18 protein-coding genes are annotated in these 13879 nt (G+C 66.8%); 8 read left to right on the top strand and 10 right to left on the bottom strand.

Annotation, left to right across the window (positions count from 1 at the left end; all coding sequences use genetic code 11):
* Nucleotides 1–37 precede the first annotated feature (37 nt).
* Nucleotides 38–829 (top strand): glutamate racemase, encoded by a 792-nt coding sequence (murI, locus tag KYX69_RS00905; protein WP_300492650.1) that lies wholly within the window; start codon nt 38–40, stop codon nt 827–829.
* A gap of 15 nt (nt 830–844) precedes the next feature.
* Here the strand turns inward: murI and KYX69_RS00900 are convergent, their stop codons facing one another.
* Nucleotides 845–1012 carry a hypothetical protein gene (locus KYX69_RS00900; protein WP_300492649.1) on the bottom strand — a complete coding sequence of 56 codons (168 nt, stop codon included), beginning with the start codon at nt 1010–1012 and terminating at the stop codon, nt 845–847.
* A 218-nt stretch (nt 1013–1230) separates the two neighbouring features.
* Between KYX69_RS00900 and hemA the strand changes: the two genes are divergently transcribed.
* Both hemA and KYX69_RS00890 read left to right on the top strand, forming a co-directional pair.
* Complete coding sequence (gene hemA, locus KYX69_RS00895; protein WP_300492648.1) at nt 1231–2472, top strand: 5-aminolevulinate synthase; 1242 nt, start codon at nt 1231–1233, stop codon at nt 2470–2472.
* Nucleotides 2473–2634: 162 nt separating this feature from the next.
* Nucleotides 2635–2784 (top strand): hypothetical protein, encoded by a 150-nt coding sequence (locus KYX69_RS00890; protein WP_300492647.1) that lies wholly within the window; start codon nt 2635–2637, stop codon nt 2782–2784.
* A 64-nt stretch (nt 2785–2848) separates the two neighbouring features.
* Here the strand turns inward: KYX69_RS00890 and KYX69_RS00885 are convergent, their stop codons facing one another.
* Complete coding sequence (locus KYX69_RS00885; protein ID WP_300492646.1) at nt 2849–3763, bottom strand: hypothetical protein; 915 nt, start codon at nt 3761–3763, stop codon at nt 2849–2851.
* A 57-nt stretch (nt 3764–3820) separates the two neighbouring features.
* Here KYX69_RS00885 and KYX69_RS00880 point away from each other — a divergent pair, with 57 nt between their 5' ends.
* On the top strand, nt 3821–5560 hold the full coding sequence (locus tag KYX69_RS00880; protein ID WP_300492645.1) for an asparagine synthetase B family protein: 1740 nt from the start codon (nt 3821–3823) through the stop codon (nt 5558–5560).
* On the opposite strand, the gene KYX69_RS00875 is transcribed toward KYX69_RS00880, so the two are convergent.
* From KYX69_RS00875 to KYX69_RS00860, 4 genes are read right to left on the bottom strand one after another with little or no spacing between them, the layout of a single operon-like run.
* Nucleotides 5555–6454 (bottom strand): hypothetical protein, encoded by a 900-nt coding sequence (locus tag KYX69_RS00875; RefSeq protein ID WP_300492644.1) that lies wholly within the window; start codon nt 6452–6454, stop codon nt 5555–5557. The two genes, KYX69_RS00880 and KYX69_RS00875, sit on opposite strands and share 6 nt — an antisense overlap.
* Nucleotides 6444–6713, bottom strand: coding sequence for a PqqD family protein (locus tag KYX69_RS00870; RefSeq protein WP_300492643.1), 270 nt, complete (start codon nt 6711–6713; stop codon nt 6444–6446). The genes KYX69_RS00875 and KYX69_RS00870 overlap by 11 nt, the downstream gene beginning before the upstream one ends.
* Nucleotides 6710–7555 (bottom strand): hypothetical protein, encoded by an 846-nt coding sequence (locus tag KYX69_RS00865; protein WP_300492642.1) that lies wholly within the window; start codon nt 7553–7555, stop codon nt 6710–6712. The genes KYX69_RS00870 and KYX69_RS00865 overlap by 4 nt, the downstream gene beginning before the upstream one ends.
* A gap of 7 nt (nt 7556–7562) precedes the next feature.
* Entirely contained in the window at nt 7563–8768 is a 1206-nt protein-coding gene (locus tag KYX69_RS00860) for a putative 2OG-Fe(II) oxygenase (RefSeq protein WP_300492641.1), read from the bottom strand.
* 117 nt (nt 8769–8885) lie between these two features.
* Between KYX69_RS00860 and KYX69_RS00855 the strand changes: the two genes are divergently transcribed.
* The gene (locus tag KYX69_RS00855) at nt 8886–9383 is read left to right on the top strand and encodes a lasso peptide biosynthesis B2 protein (protein WP_300492640.1); all 498 of its coding nucleotides are present in this window, start codon (nt 8886–8888) and stop codon (nt 9381–9383) included.
* Here the strand turns inward: KYX69_RS00855 and KYX69_RS00850 are convergent.
* Nucleotides 9374–9871 (bottom strand): GNAT family N-acetyltransferase, encoded by a 498-nt coding sequence (locus tag KYX69_RS00850; RefSeq protein WP_300492639.1) that lies wholly within the window; start codon nt 9869–9871, stop codon nt 9374–9376. The genes KYX69_RS00855 and KYX69_RS00850 overlap by 10 nt on opposite strands.
* A gap of 87 nt (nt 9872–9958) precedes the next feature.
* Between KYX69_RS00850 and KYX69_RS00845 the strand changes: the two genes are divergently transcribed.
* Nucleotides 9959–10273 carry a hypothetical protein gene (locus KYX69_RS00845; RefSeq protein ID WP_300492638.1) on the top strand — a complete coding sequence of 105 codons (315 nt, stop codon included), beginning with the start codon at nt 9959–9961 and terminating at the stop codon, nt 10271–10273.
* 33 nt (nt 10274–10306) lie between these two features.
* On the opposite strand, the gene KYX69_RS00840 is transcribed toward KYX69_RS00845, so the two are convergent.
* The 3 genes from KYX69_RS00840 to KYX69_RS00830 all read right to left on the bottom strand — a co-directional run bounded on the left by KYX69_RS00840 (nt 10307) and on the right by KYX69_RS00830 (nt 12934).
* A complete protein-coding gene (locus KYX69_RS00840) occupies nt 10307–10900 on the bottom strand; it encodes a phage tail protein (protein ID WP_300492637.1) in 594 nt (197 codons plus the stop codon).
* A gap of 77 nt (nt 10901–10977) precedes the next feature.
* Nucleotides 10978–11571 carry a phage tail protein gene (locus tag KYX69_RS00835; RefSeq protein ID WP_300492636.1) on the bottom strand — a complete coding sequence of 198 codons (594 nt, stop codon included), beginning with the start codon at nt 11569–11571 and terminating at the stop codon, nt 10978–10980.
* Nucleotides 11572–11728: 157 nt separating this feature from the next.
* On the bottom strand, nt 11729–12934 hold the full coding sequence (locus KYX69_RS00830) for a sulfotransferase (RefSeq protein WP_300492635.1): 1206 nt from the start codon (nt 12932–12934) through the stop codon (nt 11729–11731).
* 123 nt (nt 12935–13057) lie between these two features.
* On the opposite strand from KYX69_RS00830, the gene KYX69_RS00825 reads away from it, so the two are divergent.
* The gene (locus tag KYX69_RS00825) at nt 13058–13495 is read left to right on the top strand and encodes a dienelactone hydrolase family protein (RefSeq protein WP_300492634.1); all 438 of its coding nucleotides are present in this window, start codon (nt 13058–13060) and stop codon (nt 13493–13495) included.
* 69 nt (nt 13496–13564) lie between these two features.
* On the top strand, nt 13565–13876 hold the full coding sequence (locus KYX69_RS00820; RefSeq protein ID WP_300492852.1) for a TrbC/VirB2 family protein: 312 nt from the start codon (nt 13565–13567) through the stop codon (nt 13874–13876).
* Nucleotides 13877–13879: the final 3 nt, after the last annotated feature.

Raw genomic sequence — 13879 nt, 5'->3', positions numbered from 1 at the left:
AGTCGGGCGCAACAATCTCGATCAGCGGATTTCAGCCATGGCCGATAGCCGGCCTCTTCTCTTCTTCGATTCGGGCGTGGGCGGACTGTCGGTGCTGGCGCCTACGCGCGCGCTGCTGCCCGCTGCGCCTCTGGTCTATGCGGCGGACAGCGCCGGATTCCCCTATGGTACGCGCAGCGAAAGCGAGATTGCGGCGCGCGTCCCCGCGCTGCTGGGACGGCTGGCCGAGCGCTACAAGCCGCGGCTGATCGTGATCGCGTGCAACACCGCATCGACCATCGCACTCGCCCATGTCCGCGCGGCGCTCGACGTGCCGATCGTCGGCACCGTACCCGCGATCAAACCCGCTGCCGAAGTGTCGCAGACGCGGGTGATCGGCGTGCTCGGCACCCAGGCTACGGTGCGCCAGCCCTATGTCGACGATCTGACCGCACGCTTTGCCGCCGATTGCGCGGTGCTGCGCCATGGCAGCGCCGAACTGGTCGAGCTTGCCGAGGCGAAGTTGCGCGGTGCGCCAACCGATCTGGCGCAGTATCGCGCCGTGCTGGACGGGCTGCTCGGGCAGGCTGGGGGCGACCGGATCGATGTGATCGTCAACGCCTGCACCCATTTTCCGCTGGTGGCAGAGGAACTTGCCGCCGCCGCCCCGCACCCCGTGCGCTTCGTCGATGGGGGGCCGGGCATCGCGCGGCGGATTGCGCATCTGACGGTGGGGCAGGATTGGCCGAGCCGCCCGGCGCCCGGCATCGCAGTGTTCACCGCTGCGCCCAACCCCGCCTTGGTGCCGGCACTGGCACGCTATGGTCTCGACCTGATCGAGACGCTGTGAAGCACGGGCGCAGGATCAGCGCAGCGGGATCGCCGGTGTTTCGGTCATCAGCTTGACGCGCCTGGCATAGCCTTTGGCCATCGCAAGATGCGCGTGGCGCGCACCCGAGTCGTTGGCCTTCTCTGCGCGGTCGCGCTCGGCCTGTTCGCGACGCGTGAAATAGTCGAGATCGCTCTGCGACATCGTAAATCTCCCAATTTTTCAAAGCGGGAGCGCTAGGGTCTCTCAGCCGCGGACATGCCCGGAGTCGCGATCCGCGGTGCCCGCACCATAGCAGATTTCGCCTGGCGCGTCCTGATCTGGGGCAAGCGGAGGCGCAACGACCGTCCGATCACCGTGATCGATATCATAGGCAATTTGCCCTAGTGGCGTCGCGACCCAAAACTCGCTAACGGGACAAAATGACCAGCGAGGCAACTCCGCGCGCGGTAGATTATTCGCGCGTGTTCAATCAGGCGATCGACCGGCTCCACGCCGAAGGCCGGTATCGCGTCTTCATCGACATTTTGCGCAACAAGGGCATGTTCCCCAATGCGCGCTGCTTCGCCGGGCATAATGGGCCGAAGCCGATCACCGTCTGGTGCTCGAACGATTACCTCGCCATGGGCCAACATCCCAAGGTGATCGCGGCGATGGAAGAGGCGCTGCACGATGTCGGTGCCGGGTCGGGCGGCACGCGCAATATCGGCGGCAACACGCATTATCACGTCCATCTTGAGGCCGAGCTGGCCGATCTGCACGGCAAGGAAGCGGCGCTGCTGTTCACCAGCGGCTATGTCTCGAACGAGGCGACGCTATCGACGCTGGCCAAGGTGCTGCCCGGCTGCATCATCTATTCCGACGAACTCAACCACGCATCGATGATCGCGGGCATTCGCAATTCCGGGTGCGAGAAGCGGGTGTGGCGGCACAATGACCTTGAGCATCTCGAGGAATTGCTGGCCGCCGACGATCCCTCGGTGCCCAAGCTGATCGCGTTTGAAAGCGTCTATTCGATGGACGGCGACGTCGCCCCGATCCATGCGATCTGCGACCTTGCCGACAAATATAATGCGCTGACCTATCTCGACGAAGTGCATGCCGTCGGCATGTATGGCGCGCGCGGCGGCGGCATTTCGGAGCGCGACGATGCCGCGTCGCGCCTGACCATCGTCGAAGGGACGCTGGGCAAGGCGTTCGGGGTGATGGGCGGCTATATTGCAGCCGATCGCACGATCATCGACGTGATCCGCAGCTATGCGCCGGGGTTCATCTTCACCACGTCGCTGTCGCCGGTGCTGGTCGCAGGCGCGCTGGCGTCGGTGCGCCACCTCAAGCAATCGAGCGAAGAGCGCGACGGGCAGCAGGCAGCAGCAGCGAAGCTCAAGTCGATGTTCGCCGATGCCGGGCTGCCGGTAATGAACACCACCACGCACATCGTGCCGCTGATGGTCGGCGATCCCGTCCGCGCCAAGAAGATCAGCGACATCCTGCTCGCCGAATATGGCGTCTATGTTCAGCCGATCAATTATCCGACCGTTCCGCGCGGGACCGAACGGCTGCGCTTCACCCCCGGTCCGGCACATGACGAAGCGATGATGGCGGAGCTTACTGCGGCTCTGGTGGAGATCTGGGAACGCCTTGCGCTCCGGGCCGCGGCATAAGGTTCATTTCTGTACCGTATTGATCCGCTATTATTTGGTAACTTGTCATCGATAGTAAGCGTGGTTAGGTAGTAGGCGCAGAGCCTTACGGGGCATGGTTCGAGGGATGTGAGCACACGGCCTTGGCTGATCCGGATGGTTCAGATCTGAAGAGGGGACATCATGACGGATCGTAACGACATCGAACAGCGGGTCACGGAACTGCGGACCTGGGTTGAGCCTGAAATTTCGGCGCTTGCCATTGACGAGACCGCCGGTTTCCCCGGCCGTGGCGCTGATGGCGGCCGCTTCGTCGACTGCACGCTTTCCTGATCGCGCAACTTTGAACAAAAGGCCTTCGGGCGGCGCATCTGTCGCCTGCCCGGAGGCCTTTTTGCTATCCGTCGATTGCGATGATGTCGGTGGGTGCACCGGCCAGCGCGATTTCGCTGATGGGGCGGTGTTCGCGATCGAGAAAGATGACGCTGCCGGACAATTCGGTGCGCTGTGCACGCGGCCCGAGCACCGATGTGCCGACAATCAACCCGTCGCGTCCCAGCGCAAGGCCCCGCGTCATGCGCGCGCTCACCCGGATCGGCGGACCATCACTGCGCAGCAACTCGCCATCGCGCGACCCGCAATGCCAGAGCACCCCAGCGGCGTCCTCGATAATATCATGACAGCCATAGCCGGCCAGCGGCGCGATCCGGCGCACGGCCCAATCGGGGTCGAGCCAGGCGAGCGCGCTCGGTCGCTGCGCATCGTCCGCCCCATTGTGCAGCATCAGCACCACGTCTCCGCGCACCCGCGCGATCGAATTGATGTGGTGATAATCGGCTCCTCCCGCGCCACGGCGCACGGGTGCCAGCGGTGCGCGGACATCGAACGGCGTGCCATCGAGCGCGAAGCGGCGGATCACCTGATTGGCGGTATCGACCAGGCAGATCAGATCATCGATGACGGCAAGCTGATGGCATTCATTGTCGAGGCCACGTGCGATGACGTGCGCACCGACAATATGCTCGTCCACCAAAGTCAGCGCCACGATGCGCCCGCGCGCAGTCGCGGTGCTGGGCACATCGCATGCCTCGAACAGGAACACCGTGTCGCCATGGCGGTGCAGGCCGAAGAAAAAGCCATGCGCCACCAGCTGCGCGCCGTGACGATGGGCCGCGAACAGCCCTTGTCGGCTCGCGACCAGACATTCGAACCCGCGCAGGTCGGTCGCGCGCAGCCGCACCCGGTCCGTCGCATAAGCCTGGTGCGCCAGCGCCGCGCGGATCGCGCGTTCGCGGCCGATTGGAGCGTCCATGCCGCCGGTGGTAGGGTGCGGCCCGGCGCAGTCAAGCGCCGCCGGGACCACTGACCGATGGACCGTACCGGCCTGTTCGGCCTGTTCAATTGCGATGGCGCGCCGCCGGACCGCGCTGCGGCCCGGTTACTCGGCCTGCCTGACGCAGCGCACGGCGCCGACCATGTTGCTGCGGTGTGCGATCTGGCCGATCCGGGCGCGGCGCAGGTGTTGGACGCGCGCGGCACGCTGACCCTGTTCCTGGGCAGGCTGGATGCACGGGAGGACGTTGCCCGCGCGCTTGGCCTGGCGTCCGACAGCAGCGACGTCGCGCTCGCCGCGGCCGCGCTCGACCGCTACGGAGCAGAGGCCCGCACCCGCCTGGACGGTGAATGGACGCTGGCCCGCTGGAACGGGGCGCAGCTGACGCTGGTGTCGTCGCTGTGCCAGCGCGATCCGCTATTCTATGCCGTGCGCGGTGCGCGGATCGCGATCGGCGCCGACCTGCGCCAGCTCAGCCGCATCGCATGGATCGGTGACGCATTCGACCCGGCCGGGCTGTTGATGGCGCTGGGTCGGGCAAGTTTGCGGGAGCCTGGGGATGGCCGCACCCCGGTCATCGGGATCACTGCCCTGACACCGGGCGGCTGCGTCACAGTCGACCAGAGCGGGGTGCACGCCGCCCCGCCCGCCGCGCTACCGGCTGCCAGCGACTGGTGCGGCGATCTTGACACGGCGATGGCGGAGGCCGAGGCGTTGCTGCTGCGCATTGTGCGCCAGCGGATGATCGGCGGCAGCTATGCGTGCATGCTCAGCGGTGGGCTCGATTCGTCGCTGGTGGCGTGGGCGGCGGCACAGGCGCTCGGCCCGGACGAAGCCTTGCATTTCCTCACATCCGCTGCAGCGACCGGATCGCGCCAGATTGACGAGCTGGCCGAAGCCGCGATCGTCGCCGCGCATCTCGGCGCGCCGCATCGCCCCGTGCGCGCCGCTGCGGCACCCGGCCCCTATCATCCGGACCCGACCCTGTTTCGCGACGCGAATGGCCCCAGCCTCGACGTGCGCCACTATCTCTATCATCGTTTCGCTCAGGAGACGCGCGCCGCTGGCGCATCGCAGTTGTTCGATGGCCAGTTCGGTGAGCTTACGCTGACCAACTCGCTGCCGCTCCATGCGCCCGCATCGCCCATCGGCATGCTGCGCGAGGCACTGCGGACGCGCTGGAAGCCTGAACGGACGCCCGATGCCGCCGATTCGTTTCACGTCGATCTCGCGCCGCATTGGCTGACCGCCCCGCCGGGGCCGCTGGCGGACGCACTCCGCAGTCCTCCGACGCTGCCCCGTCTTCCGTCCAAGGATGAACGATGGGGCGTCCGACCCGGCTTTGCCAAGGCCGCGCGGGCGCCGGCATCGCTCGACCTTGGCCGGGTACGCGTCGCCATGCCGTTCCGCGACCCGCGCTTGATCGCGCTGTTCGCCAGCTTCCCGGCAGCGCTGCTCTACCCGAAGACCGGCGCACGGACGCCGGGCCGCCACCTGCTCACGGGCAAGCTGCCCGACGCGATCCGGCTGCGCGGCAAGGGGCCGGGGTTTGCCCCGGACTATGCCGCCCGGCTGCAGAGCGACGCCGAAGACGCGCGCGGACGAATCGCGCTGTATCGCCGCGCGGGGGCGGACGAATGGATCGACCTCGACGCGCTTGACCATGGGCTCGCCTGTGCAGCGCGCGGCGCGACGGCGCACCATGGCGAAGCGGTGCGGGTTCAGCTGACCGCACTGGCGGGCGCGTTCATCGCCTGGTGGCGCGACATGTCATAAAGCGCGGATCAGCGCGAGCGCGGCGCGGGCGCGGTCGGCATGGGCCGCCCCGCCGCCGCCAGCCACTGCCGGAAAGCCGCTGACCGGCAAATCCGCTGCCAGCGCGAGCAGCGCGCGTGTTCGGACGGCACTGTTGGGGAGCGCCGCCATCCATGCCGGTCGGAACAAATGGCTGGTGAGCAGCGCGGCGCGAGTCAGCGGCGCGGTCGTGCCGGGACCGAGACCGAGCACGATCACCCCCGCCAGCGGCAGCGCCTCGGGGCCGCTGCGGGCGGCGGGCCGCACCACCGCTTTGCCGCGCGTATCGCGGGCTGGTAGCGCCAGCCGCGTGCCGTCGATCCAATCCGCCACCATCGGATCGAGCCGGATCGTGGTGCGGCCGGGCAGGACCGTTGCGCCGCCCCCGGCCGGATCGACGGCCAGCGCCGACAGATCATCGCTCACCAGCGCCGCACCTGCTGCGATCAGGCCGGCGGTAAGGCTGGACTTGCCCGCGCCGGCATCGCCGACGATCAGCGCGGCGCGCCCGTCGATTGCCACGGCGCAACCATGCATCGGGATCAACCCGCGCCAGGCGAGCAGATGCGCGACGACCGTGCCGTAAAAGGCATGCGGCAGCCCCCCGGTCCAGCCCGCGCCGGGCAGGACGTCGATCCGCTTCCCGTCGTGCATGTCGAACGTCGCCTGCCGATACCAGGGGAAGCGCGTGCCATCGGCATAGACTGCCCCCGCCCGCACCGGCACCAGCGGAGTGCGCGGCGGCAACGCCGTGACCTGTCGCACATCGACCGTCGCGGCCCCATCGCGCGGGCCGACGGCGAATTGCTCAAGTGGAAATGCGCTCGTCCAGTTCAGTCCATAGGCATGGGCCGCATGGCGTGGCTCATGCGACATGGGCGAGTTGCTGGACCTCCATCTCCGCCAGCGTGCGGGTGACGGCAGCGGCGCAGGCGTCGGGGGCGACATCGAACTGCGTGCCGAGGCTTGCGGCAATCTCTGCGGCGGTGCGCGGCGTATCGAGTGCGTCCCAGATCGCCCGGGCAGTTTCGTTCAGCGACACGTAGCTGCCGCTGCCGATGTTCACCATGACGAAGCTGTCCTCGATCGCCGAGCCCACCCAGTCTTCGTTCCGCGTCCATTTTGCGTCGGTCATTCGATCTCTTTCCCCATCCCGATCCGTTCAAGCATCGCCCATTCTGCGGGTGTCAGCGTCGCCACGCCCGCCCGTCGCCGCCAGCTATAGAGCGGGATTGTCCCCGCGAGTAGAGTGGCATCGTGCAAAACCTCGACCGTGCGACCGAGCAGCGCGGGCACGCGCGGGCGGTGCCGGTGGGTGAGCAGGGCCGCCACCGCCGCGACGGGATCGATCCGCATCAGGCCGCCCTCCCCCTCACACCGCTGATCGAGCAGCAGGATCGCGGCGAGCGCGGCGCCGGAGCAACTCTGGCGCATGTCCACCGCGACGAACGGGCGCGCGCCTCCGTCATCGCGCGCAGAAAACCAGCCGCCGCCAAGGCCGCTCGCCAGCGCCCCGGTGTCGCGCGAAAAGGCAATCGTATCGTCGCCGATCACTGCCGCCCCCGCCGCCGCCAGCTGTGCAAGGATCGTGGATTTGCCGCTGCCCGATGCGCCGGCAATGGCAATCGCGCCACCGCCGGACAGCCGGACCGCGCCGGCATGCAGCACGAACCGGCCCCGCAGCCACAGCCAGGCGGGCAGCGCGGTGGCGACCAGCATGCCGGTGATCATATCGGGCCGCGCATCCGGATCGGGCGCAACGTGGATCGACTGCGCCGCGATGCGGTAGCTGGCGACACCGGGGCAAACGAAGCACAGGCCCGCATCGGTCCGTGCATAGACGGGGGCTTCGCCGGTCGATTGGGGTGGATCGCGCAGGATCGACAGGTCAGCCGGGCCGTCGCGATCGTCGGGGACAGCGCCGGGAACCGCGAGCTGCGCGTCCAGCCGCAGCCCGTAGCCGATCAGCCGCTGCACCGACCGGTCAGCCGGGCCAGATGTCGAACGCGACGCAGATGCGCCGCTGGGCCGCCCCGTGCGGGAAGGTGCGGTGGTAGCAATGCGATGGGAACAGCATCACCGTGCCCGCCTTCGGGCGTACAACCGTGCTACCGAACGCTCGCGCTGCGTCATCCCCAACCATATCCTCGGGAATACCGAAGGCGATGCAGCCGGCGGCGTCGGTGCCCGTCGCGATCCCGTCGGGGATCTGGACGTAATAGACGCCGCTCAGCCACCCGAACTGGTGGACATGCCAGGTCTCAAACCCAGTGCTTTCGGTGATGACGCACCAGCTGTGCAGCACCCCCGTTCCGGGCCGTGCGCGCAGCCACGGGTGCCCGTCCGCCGCCAGCCCCGCGAGATGCGCGTCGATCGTCCCGGCCAGCGCATCGAGCAGCTGACGAACGCGTGGCGCCGCCCCGGTCGCGGGCGCATCGATCCGCCAGGTTTGCTCCGACGCCGTGCCATAGCTCTCGTAGCGCAGCCCCGGATGGGTCAGCAATTCAGCGGCAAGCGCGGCATTGAACGCATCGAGCGTGTCGAACCCGGCGGGCGTGGCGAGCGTGCCGCGATGGGCGAACCGGTCCCACCCATCCTGCGCGCGCGCGGCATCGATCTGGCCGAGCTGCGCCAGCGCCAGCGTCTGGGCCGCGAACAGGCGCGAATGGCCCACGCCCTGCGCGTCGAGTTGCGCCATGTCGTCGAGCACGCGTTGCGGCGCGCCCGCGTCGAAATGCAGGCTGGCGAGGCGTTTGCACGCATCCTTGTTGTGCGGATCGTGGATCAGCGCCTGTCTCAGGCTGTGTTCGGCGGCGTCGATCGCGCCCATCCGTCGCTGAGCCTTGCCCCGGGCGGCCAGCGCGGCGGCGCGCTGAAAGTCTTCGTCGGCGACCTCGAACGCCACCGTGGCGAGGTCAGCCGCGCGCGCGGTGTCCGTCGGCTGTTCAAGCGCCATATGCGCATGCACCAGCACCAGTACTTCGGCAAAGCCCAGGGTGTACGGATCGACCCCGGCATAGAGCGCAATCGCCTCAGCAAAGCGGTCATTGCGGTTGAACAGCACGGCCAGCCGGTCGCGCAGCAGCGTCGATGCGGGATTGCGCGCATAGGCAGCTTGCACCAGCGCACATTCGTCGGCCGCGGTGATCCGCTTGCCCACTTCATGGTCGATCGTCATGTGATCGGTCATGCGCCCCCCGCCGCACCCATTGGACTGCGCCATGGGCGGTGCTAGTGCATGCCCCGGAAGCCCCGGCGTCACAAGCCGAAATATAGTGGCAGAAATACAGTGGATGGAGGCGGTTACGTGTCGCGCACCGGGATGATCGCGCGCAAATTGGCGGTGGCGGGGCGGCAACCGCCCTTTGTACTGCTGTGGCTGGCGCCCGCATGGCTGCTGATCGGCCTGTCATCCGCGCTGATCACGCTGCTGCCGTTCCGGCGCATTGCGCCGTGGCTGGGCGTCAATCTCGGTGCGACGGCACATCGCCCCGCCGCTTCGCCTGAGCAATCTGCGCGGGCGCGGTTGATCGGCAGGACGGTGTCGATCGCGGCATCCTATGCGCCGTTTCGGTCCAACTGCCTGCCCCAGGCGATGGCGGCGAAGGCGCTGTGCGTCCTGTGGCGCGTTCCGTGCGCGGTCATTCTCGGAATCGAGCGCGAACGGCCTGCGGGCGAGTTGCGCGCACACGCCTGGACTAGCTGCGGCGATGTCGTGCCGACAGGTGGTGCGCATTGCTTTGCGACACATGTGCCGCTGTCCTGCTTCGTTCCCGCGCGCGTGGCGGCGGCGCTTCAGCGCTGAGCCGGAGGGCGGTGCATATCGACAAAGGCGGCATAGGGATCTGGCGCCGTTTCGACAAAGCCCAGACGTGCATAGATCTGCCGCGCCGGATTATCGTGGAACACCTGTAGCGTCGCGGTCAGCCCGTGCGAGTCGGCTACGGCGAGCCACGCACCCAGCAACGCACGCGCCGCACCGATACCGCGATGTTCGGGGAGCACCGCGATGTCCACAAGATGGGTGTCGGCGCTGTTCCACGCCATCCGGGCATGCCCGATCGGCGCGCCGCCACGCAGCACGATCCAGTGCAGCGCGTCGGGAAAGCCGTTGTCATGCCCGGCACGCTGCAACTCCGCCTGCTGGACCAGCATGGGTTCGGGCAGCAGGCCGTTCATCGTCGAGCAGGCGACCGCACAATCCAGCAGGAACGGCCCGTCATCACGCCCACGCGCGCGCCCTTCAAACCCTTCGGCGCGCTCGGCAAAGGCGCGATCGAATGCGTGTGCCAATTGAGCGTGGGACGGGTTCAATGATCATCCTCCACAGAGCACAACGTGCCGGTTGATTGCGGCGAATTTCCTTATAGGGTGCGCGGCATGACGACCGAACTGATCCCCCGCCCGATGGTAATCGAGGAATTCCAGCCGCATGTCGGCAAGCTGTTCCGGCTGGACTGCGAACCGCGCAATGTCGACATCACCCTCGTCTCGGCGACGCCGTTGGTCAATCACCGTCCGTCGATGCGACCACCCTTCATCTTGATGTTCCATTCGGACCCGATGATCCAGCTCGGCACCGGCATCTATGCAATGCGCAGCGGCGGATTCGGTCCCGACCTCGTCTATATCGAACAGACGATGCCGCCGCCCGACGCGGTCGCCGGTCATTACTATCAGGCGGTCTTTAACTGAGGCCCGCCGGGATGATGCCCGGCGGGACGCGCATCAGTTACGCGACGGGAAAATCCCGAAGAGCGCGATAATCGGAGCCAGCGTCAAATAGGGCTGGATCGTCGAAAAGGGCTGGCTGCCGCCGGCGATTGCGGTGTTCCCGGCGATATTGACCCCGGCCAGCGGCACCTTGGTTGCAGGGTTGCCCTGCGCCGCAGGCAGGTAGATTTTCGGCAGCATGTCCGGCGAAGGAGCGGTATCGACCGGGCGGGCCAAATAGGCACCGGCCTGCGGCGATTGTTCGGTCGCCTTGACGTCGACCGCGTTCAGCGTGCCGGTGACACCGGATAGCGAGTGGACGTGCTGCGGCATCTGAGTGCTCAGCAGCGTCGTCGTCTCCGTCCCCGACATTTCACCGATAAAGTAATTGCTCAGCCCGGGGCCCTGGCCCTGTCCAACCGCCGCACGACCGCGGAGGTCGGGGAGCGCGAAGGTGGTCTGGCCGTTGCCACCATAGGTCGTGCCGATCAGCGCGAAAAGAGCGGTATTCTGTGAAATCGCTACCGTCTGTCCTGCACAATACGCCCAGTTCCGCGGCGCGAAATTGTACGGAACGGTCATGATTTCGCCAATGAACGGCTGCGTCATAATTACCCCCAAAAAACCAGCGGACCATCCCGGTCCATCCGCGCCGCACGCTTTGAGGCGCGCCGACGCTGTGCCTGTCAGTTACGCGACGGATAGATACCCTGGAGCGCGATGCACGGGTTGAGCACCAGATAAGGCTGCATCGTCGAGAAGGGCTGGCTACCGCCGGCAATCGCGGTATTTCCGGCGACGTTGACACCAGCCAGTGGCACCTTCGTCGCGGGGTCCCCCTGCGCGGCGGGCAGATAGATTTCGGGGATCGAGTCCGGCATCGGCGCGCTATCGACGCCGCGCGCCAGATAGGCGCCGGCCTGCGGCGACTGCTCGGTCGCCTTGACGTCGACCGCGTTCAGCGTGCCGGTGACACCGGACAGTGAGTGGACATGCTGCGGCATCTGAGTGCTCAGCAGGGTCGTGTTCTCGGTGCCCGCCATTTCGCCGAGGGTGCGGTTCGACAGTCCACCACCCTGCCCCTGCCCGATCGCCACGCGACCGCGCAGGTCGGGGAGCGCGAACGTGGTCTGGCCATTGCCGCCATAGGTCGTGCCAAGCAGCGAAAACAGCGCGGTATTCTGTGCGATCGACAGAATCTGGCCCGAGCAGGTCGCGTAGTTGCGCGGTGCCCAGTTGAACCCGACGGTCAGAAGCTGGCCAATGAACGGCGTCGCCATATGTATCCCCCCAAGGATTAGGCCGATCCCCGTGATCCGGCCCGTGTTCAATAACTTACATATCAGTCTTAACGGTAACAGCCTGCAGCTACACGCAAGCAATTGCAGTGCGAAACCTTAGCGGCGAACCCAATCAAGTCAACACGATCGAAACCATTCAGGTCGTTGCCGATTCCGCATGCCGCAGCGCCTCTATGCGGGCATAGGAATCGCGCAGATGTGTTTCTACCGCGGCCGCGATTTCCGGCGTCACCGCCGCCCGCTTGCGCGCGGTGTCGTCGCTATATGCCTGATCGGGCGCCTTTGAATGGCGCGTGGTCGCAGCCAGCATCGCTGCCGCCTCATCCGCATCCGGCGCGAAGCCGAAATGTGTCGGAATCGCCAGTTCCATCGCCGCTCGCAGGTTCGCATAATTGACCAGCATCCCGCGACCGCTCGGGAAATGCTGGACCGCCGCGTCGAGATAACGCGCCAGCACCGCTGCACCTCGGTCTTCCATCGACACAATCGCATCATCGGCGACCACCTCGGTTGCGGAGAGCATTCCGGTCACGAAATGCATGCCGGGCATCCCGACATGGGACACAACCACTTCCTCGGGCTGTCGATAGAGAAAGATCCAGGGCGTTTCTGGAAACGCTGCACGGAACAGCGGCAGCGCGAAGATATGCCATGCATCGAGCTTGAGGAAATAGCGCCGCGCCGCGCCCGAACGATTGCGGCCAAGCGCCGCCACGATCGCCCGCAGCGCCGCAACCTGATGATCGAACGACGCACCGGAGGACAGTGCCCATTGCAGCATCTCATCGATCGGAGCAGCCTCGGATGCGACGATATGATGGGGGACCGCCGCGAGCATTTGCGCCACCAGGGTCGAGCCGCAGCGGGACATGTGGAAGACAAAGCCGTCGGGTTCCAGCGTATCTTCCTGCGCCGCCCCCGCGATCAACGCGGCGAGATCGGTGCGCGTGCGATACAAACGGCTGAGCGGTCGCGTCCCCATCCGCCGGACCGAATCTTCGTACAAAGGCTCCCGCAGGGTCCGGTCGCCGAACCAGGCCCAATCGAACGCCGGCCCATCGTGCCCCGGAACCGCACGCACCGGTAACCAGCCGATTGACGGCCAGTGATCGAGCGTGACCGGAGCGCCCATGTATCGGGATATTCCGAGCGGGTCGGGTGCCGGCGGGTCGAACGATAACGTGTCGGCGTTCAGGCCCAGTTCCGCCGCGATCGCGCGCGCCTCTGCCCCGAACGCCGCCGGGTCCACAAATACACCGAGTCGCGCCTGAAGTTCGGGGCTGGCGAGCACGGCATCGCGGAAACGCTGCGCATTCTCCTCAATCGTCGAATCACCGGTCACCCTGCACCCCCGCAATCATCGCCGCCGATGGCGTTTCCAAATTGCTGCGATCTATCGTTGTTTCCCGTCGCGCAAGTGGTTACGCTGCATTAGTCACGTCTGATCGTGAGGGGGATGTCAAATATGAAGACCATCGAATCGGGCCAGGTGAGCCGCCGATCCTTTCTTGGCCGCGCCGGCGCCGTGTCGGCAGCAGGTGTCGTTGCTGCGGGTGCGATCAACCCCGCAGCCGCCTTCGCGGGCAGCCGCATGCGGACCTACAAGGGAAAATACGCGATCGATTCGCACCGCGTGATCGATGGCTTCATGGCGGCCCCGAGGGGCAAGACCGGCCTTGATGTCGTCGTCGTGGTGTCGGAGACCGGCAAGCTGGATGCGGCGGCCGAAGCAACCGCGCGGCGCTATGCAGCGTCGGGCTGGATCGCAATCGCACCCGATCTTGCCGCCACCTATGGCAAGGCCGGCGATAAGCAGGCGATGGTTGCGGCGCTGACGCGCGACCTGCCCCGGCTCAAGCGCCTGTCGCACAGCAGCGGCAAGGTTGCCGTGGTCGCGGCCTGATTCTTCCGATGCCCGCGCGGTGCGCGGGTGTCGGCTTATCTGTGAGGCGTTGGACGCGTGATCGCTAAACTGAGTCATCGGGCCGCAGGGGTCTTCGCGGCTGCAACCGCATTCTTCTGGTCCGGTATCGCCACCGCGCAGGAGCTGGCCGATCCGCAGGGGTCGGGCGCGATCGTCGGCGCGGTGCGCTGGCTGCAGGGGACGTTGCTGGGCACCGTCGCGACAGTCGTTGCGGTGATCGCGGTCGCAGCGGTTGGGCTGCTGATGCTCACCGGTCGGATCAATTGGCGCTATGGCGCGACGGTCATCCTGGGCTGCTTCATCCTGTTTGGCGCCGCCAGCATCGTGGCCGGCATCCAGGCGACGGCCGGCGCGGGCTAAGCG

The organism is Sphingomonas sp. (genome assembly GCF_030145815.1).
Taxonomy (GTDB): Bacteria; Pseudomonadota; Alphaproteobacteria; order Sphingomonadales; family Sphingomonadaceae; genus Sphingomonas.
Note: the sequence above shows the minus strand (reverse complement) of the source record. Positions and strands in the feature narration are given on the sequence as shown.

Bases quoted from the DNA above. Each gene is read 5' to 3' on its own strand.
- murI (WP_300492650.1), top strand. From the start codon at position 38: ATGGCCGATAGCCGGCCTCTTCTCTTCTTCGATTCGGGCGTGGGCGGA.
- KYX69_RS00900 (WP_300492649.1), bottom strand. From the start codon at position 1,012: ATGTCGCAGAGCGATCTCGACTATTTCACGCGTCGCGAACAGGCCGAG.
- hemA (WP_300492648.1), top strand. From the start codon at position 1,231: ATGACCAGCGAGGCAACTCCGCGCGCGGTAGATTATTCGCGCGTGTTC.
- KYX69_RS00890 (WP_300492647.1), top strand. From the start codon at position 2,635: ATGACGGATCGTAACGACATCGAACAGCGGGTCACGGAACTGCGGACC.
- KYX69_RS00885 (WP_300492646.1), bottom strand. From the start codon at position 3,763: ATGGACGCTCCAATCGGCCGCGAACGCGCGATCCGCGCGGCGCTGGCG.
- KYX69_RS00880 (WP_300492645.1), top strand. From the start codon at position 3,821: ATGGACCGTACCGGCCTGTTCGGCCTGTTCAATTGCGATGGCGCGCCG.
- KYX69_RS00875 (WP_300492644.1), bottom strand. From the start codon at position 6,454: ATGTCGCATGAGCCACGCCATGCGGCCCATGCCTATGGACTGAACTGG.
- KYX69_RS00870 (WP_300492643.1), bottom strand. From the start codon at position 6,713: ATGACCGACGCAAAATGGACGCGGAACGAAGACTGGGTGGGCTCGGCG.
- KYX69_RS00860 (WP_300492641.1), bottom strand. From the start codon at position 8,768: ATGACCGATCACATGACGATCGACCATGAAGTGGGCAAGCGGATCACC.
- KYX69_RS00845 (WP_300492638.1), top strand. From the start codon at position 9,959: ATGACGACCGAACTGATCCCCCGCCCGATGGTAATCGAGGAATTCCAG.
- KYX69_RS00840 (WP_300492637.1), bottom strand. From the start codon at position 10,900: ATGACGCAGCCGTTCATTGGCGAAATCATGACCGTTCCGTACAATTTC.
- KYX69_RS00835 (WP_300492636.1), bottom strand. From the start codon at position 11,571: ATGGCGACGCCGTTCATTGGCCAGCTTCTGACCGTCGGGTTCAACTGG.
- KYX69_RS00825 (WP_300492634.1), top strand. From the start codon at position 13,058: ATGAAGACCATCGAATCGGGCCAGGTGAGCCGCCGATCCTTTCTTGGC.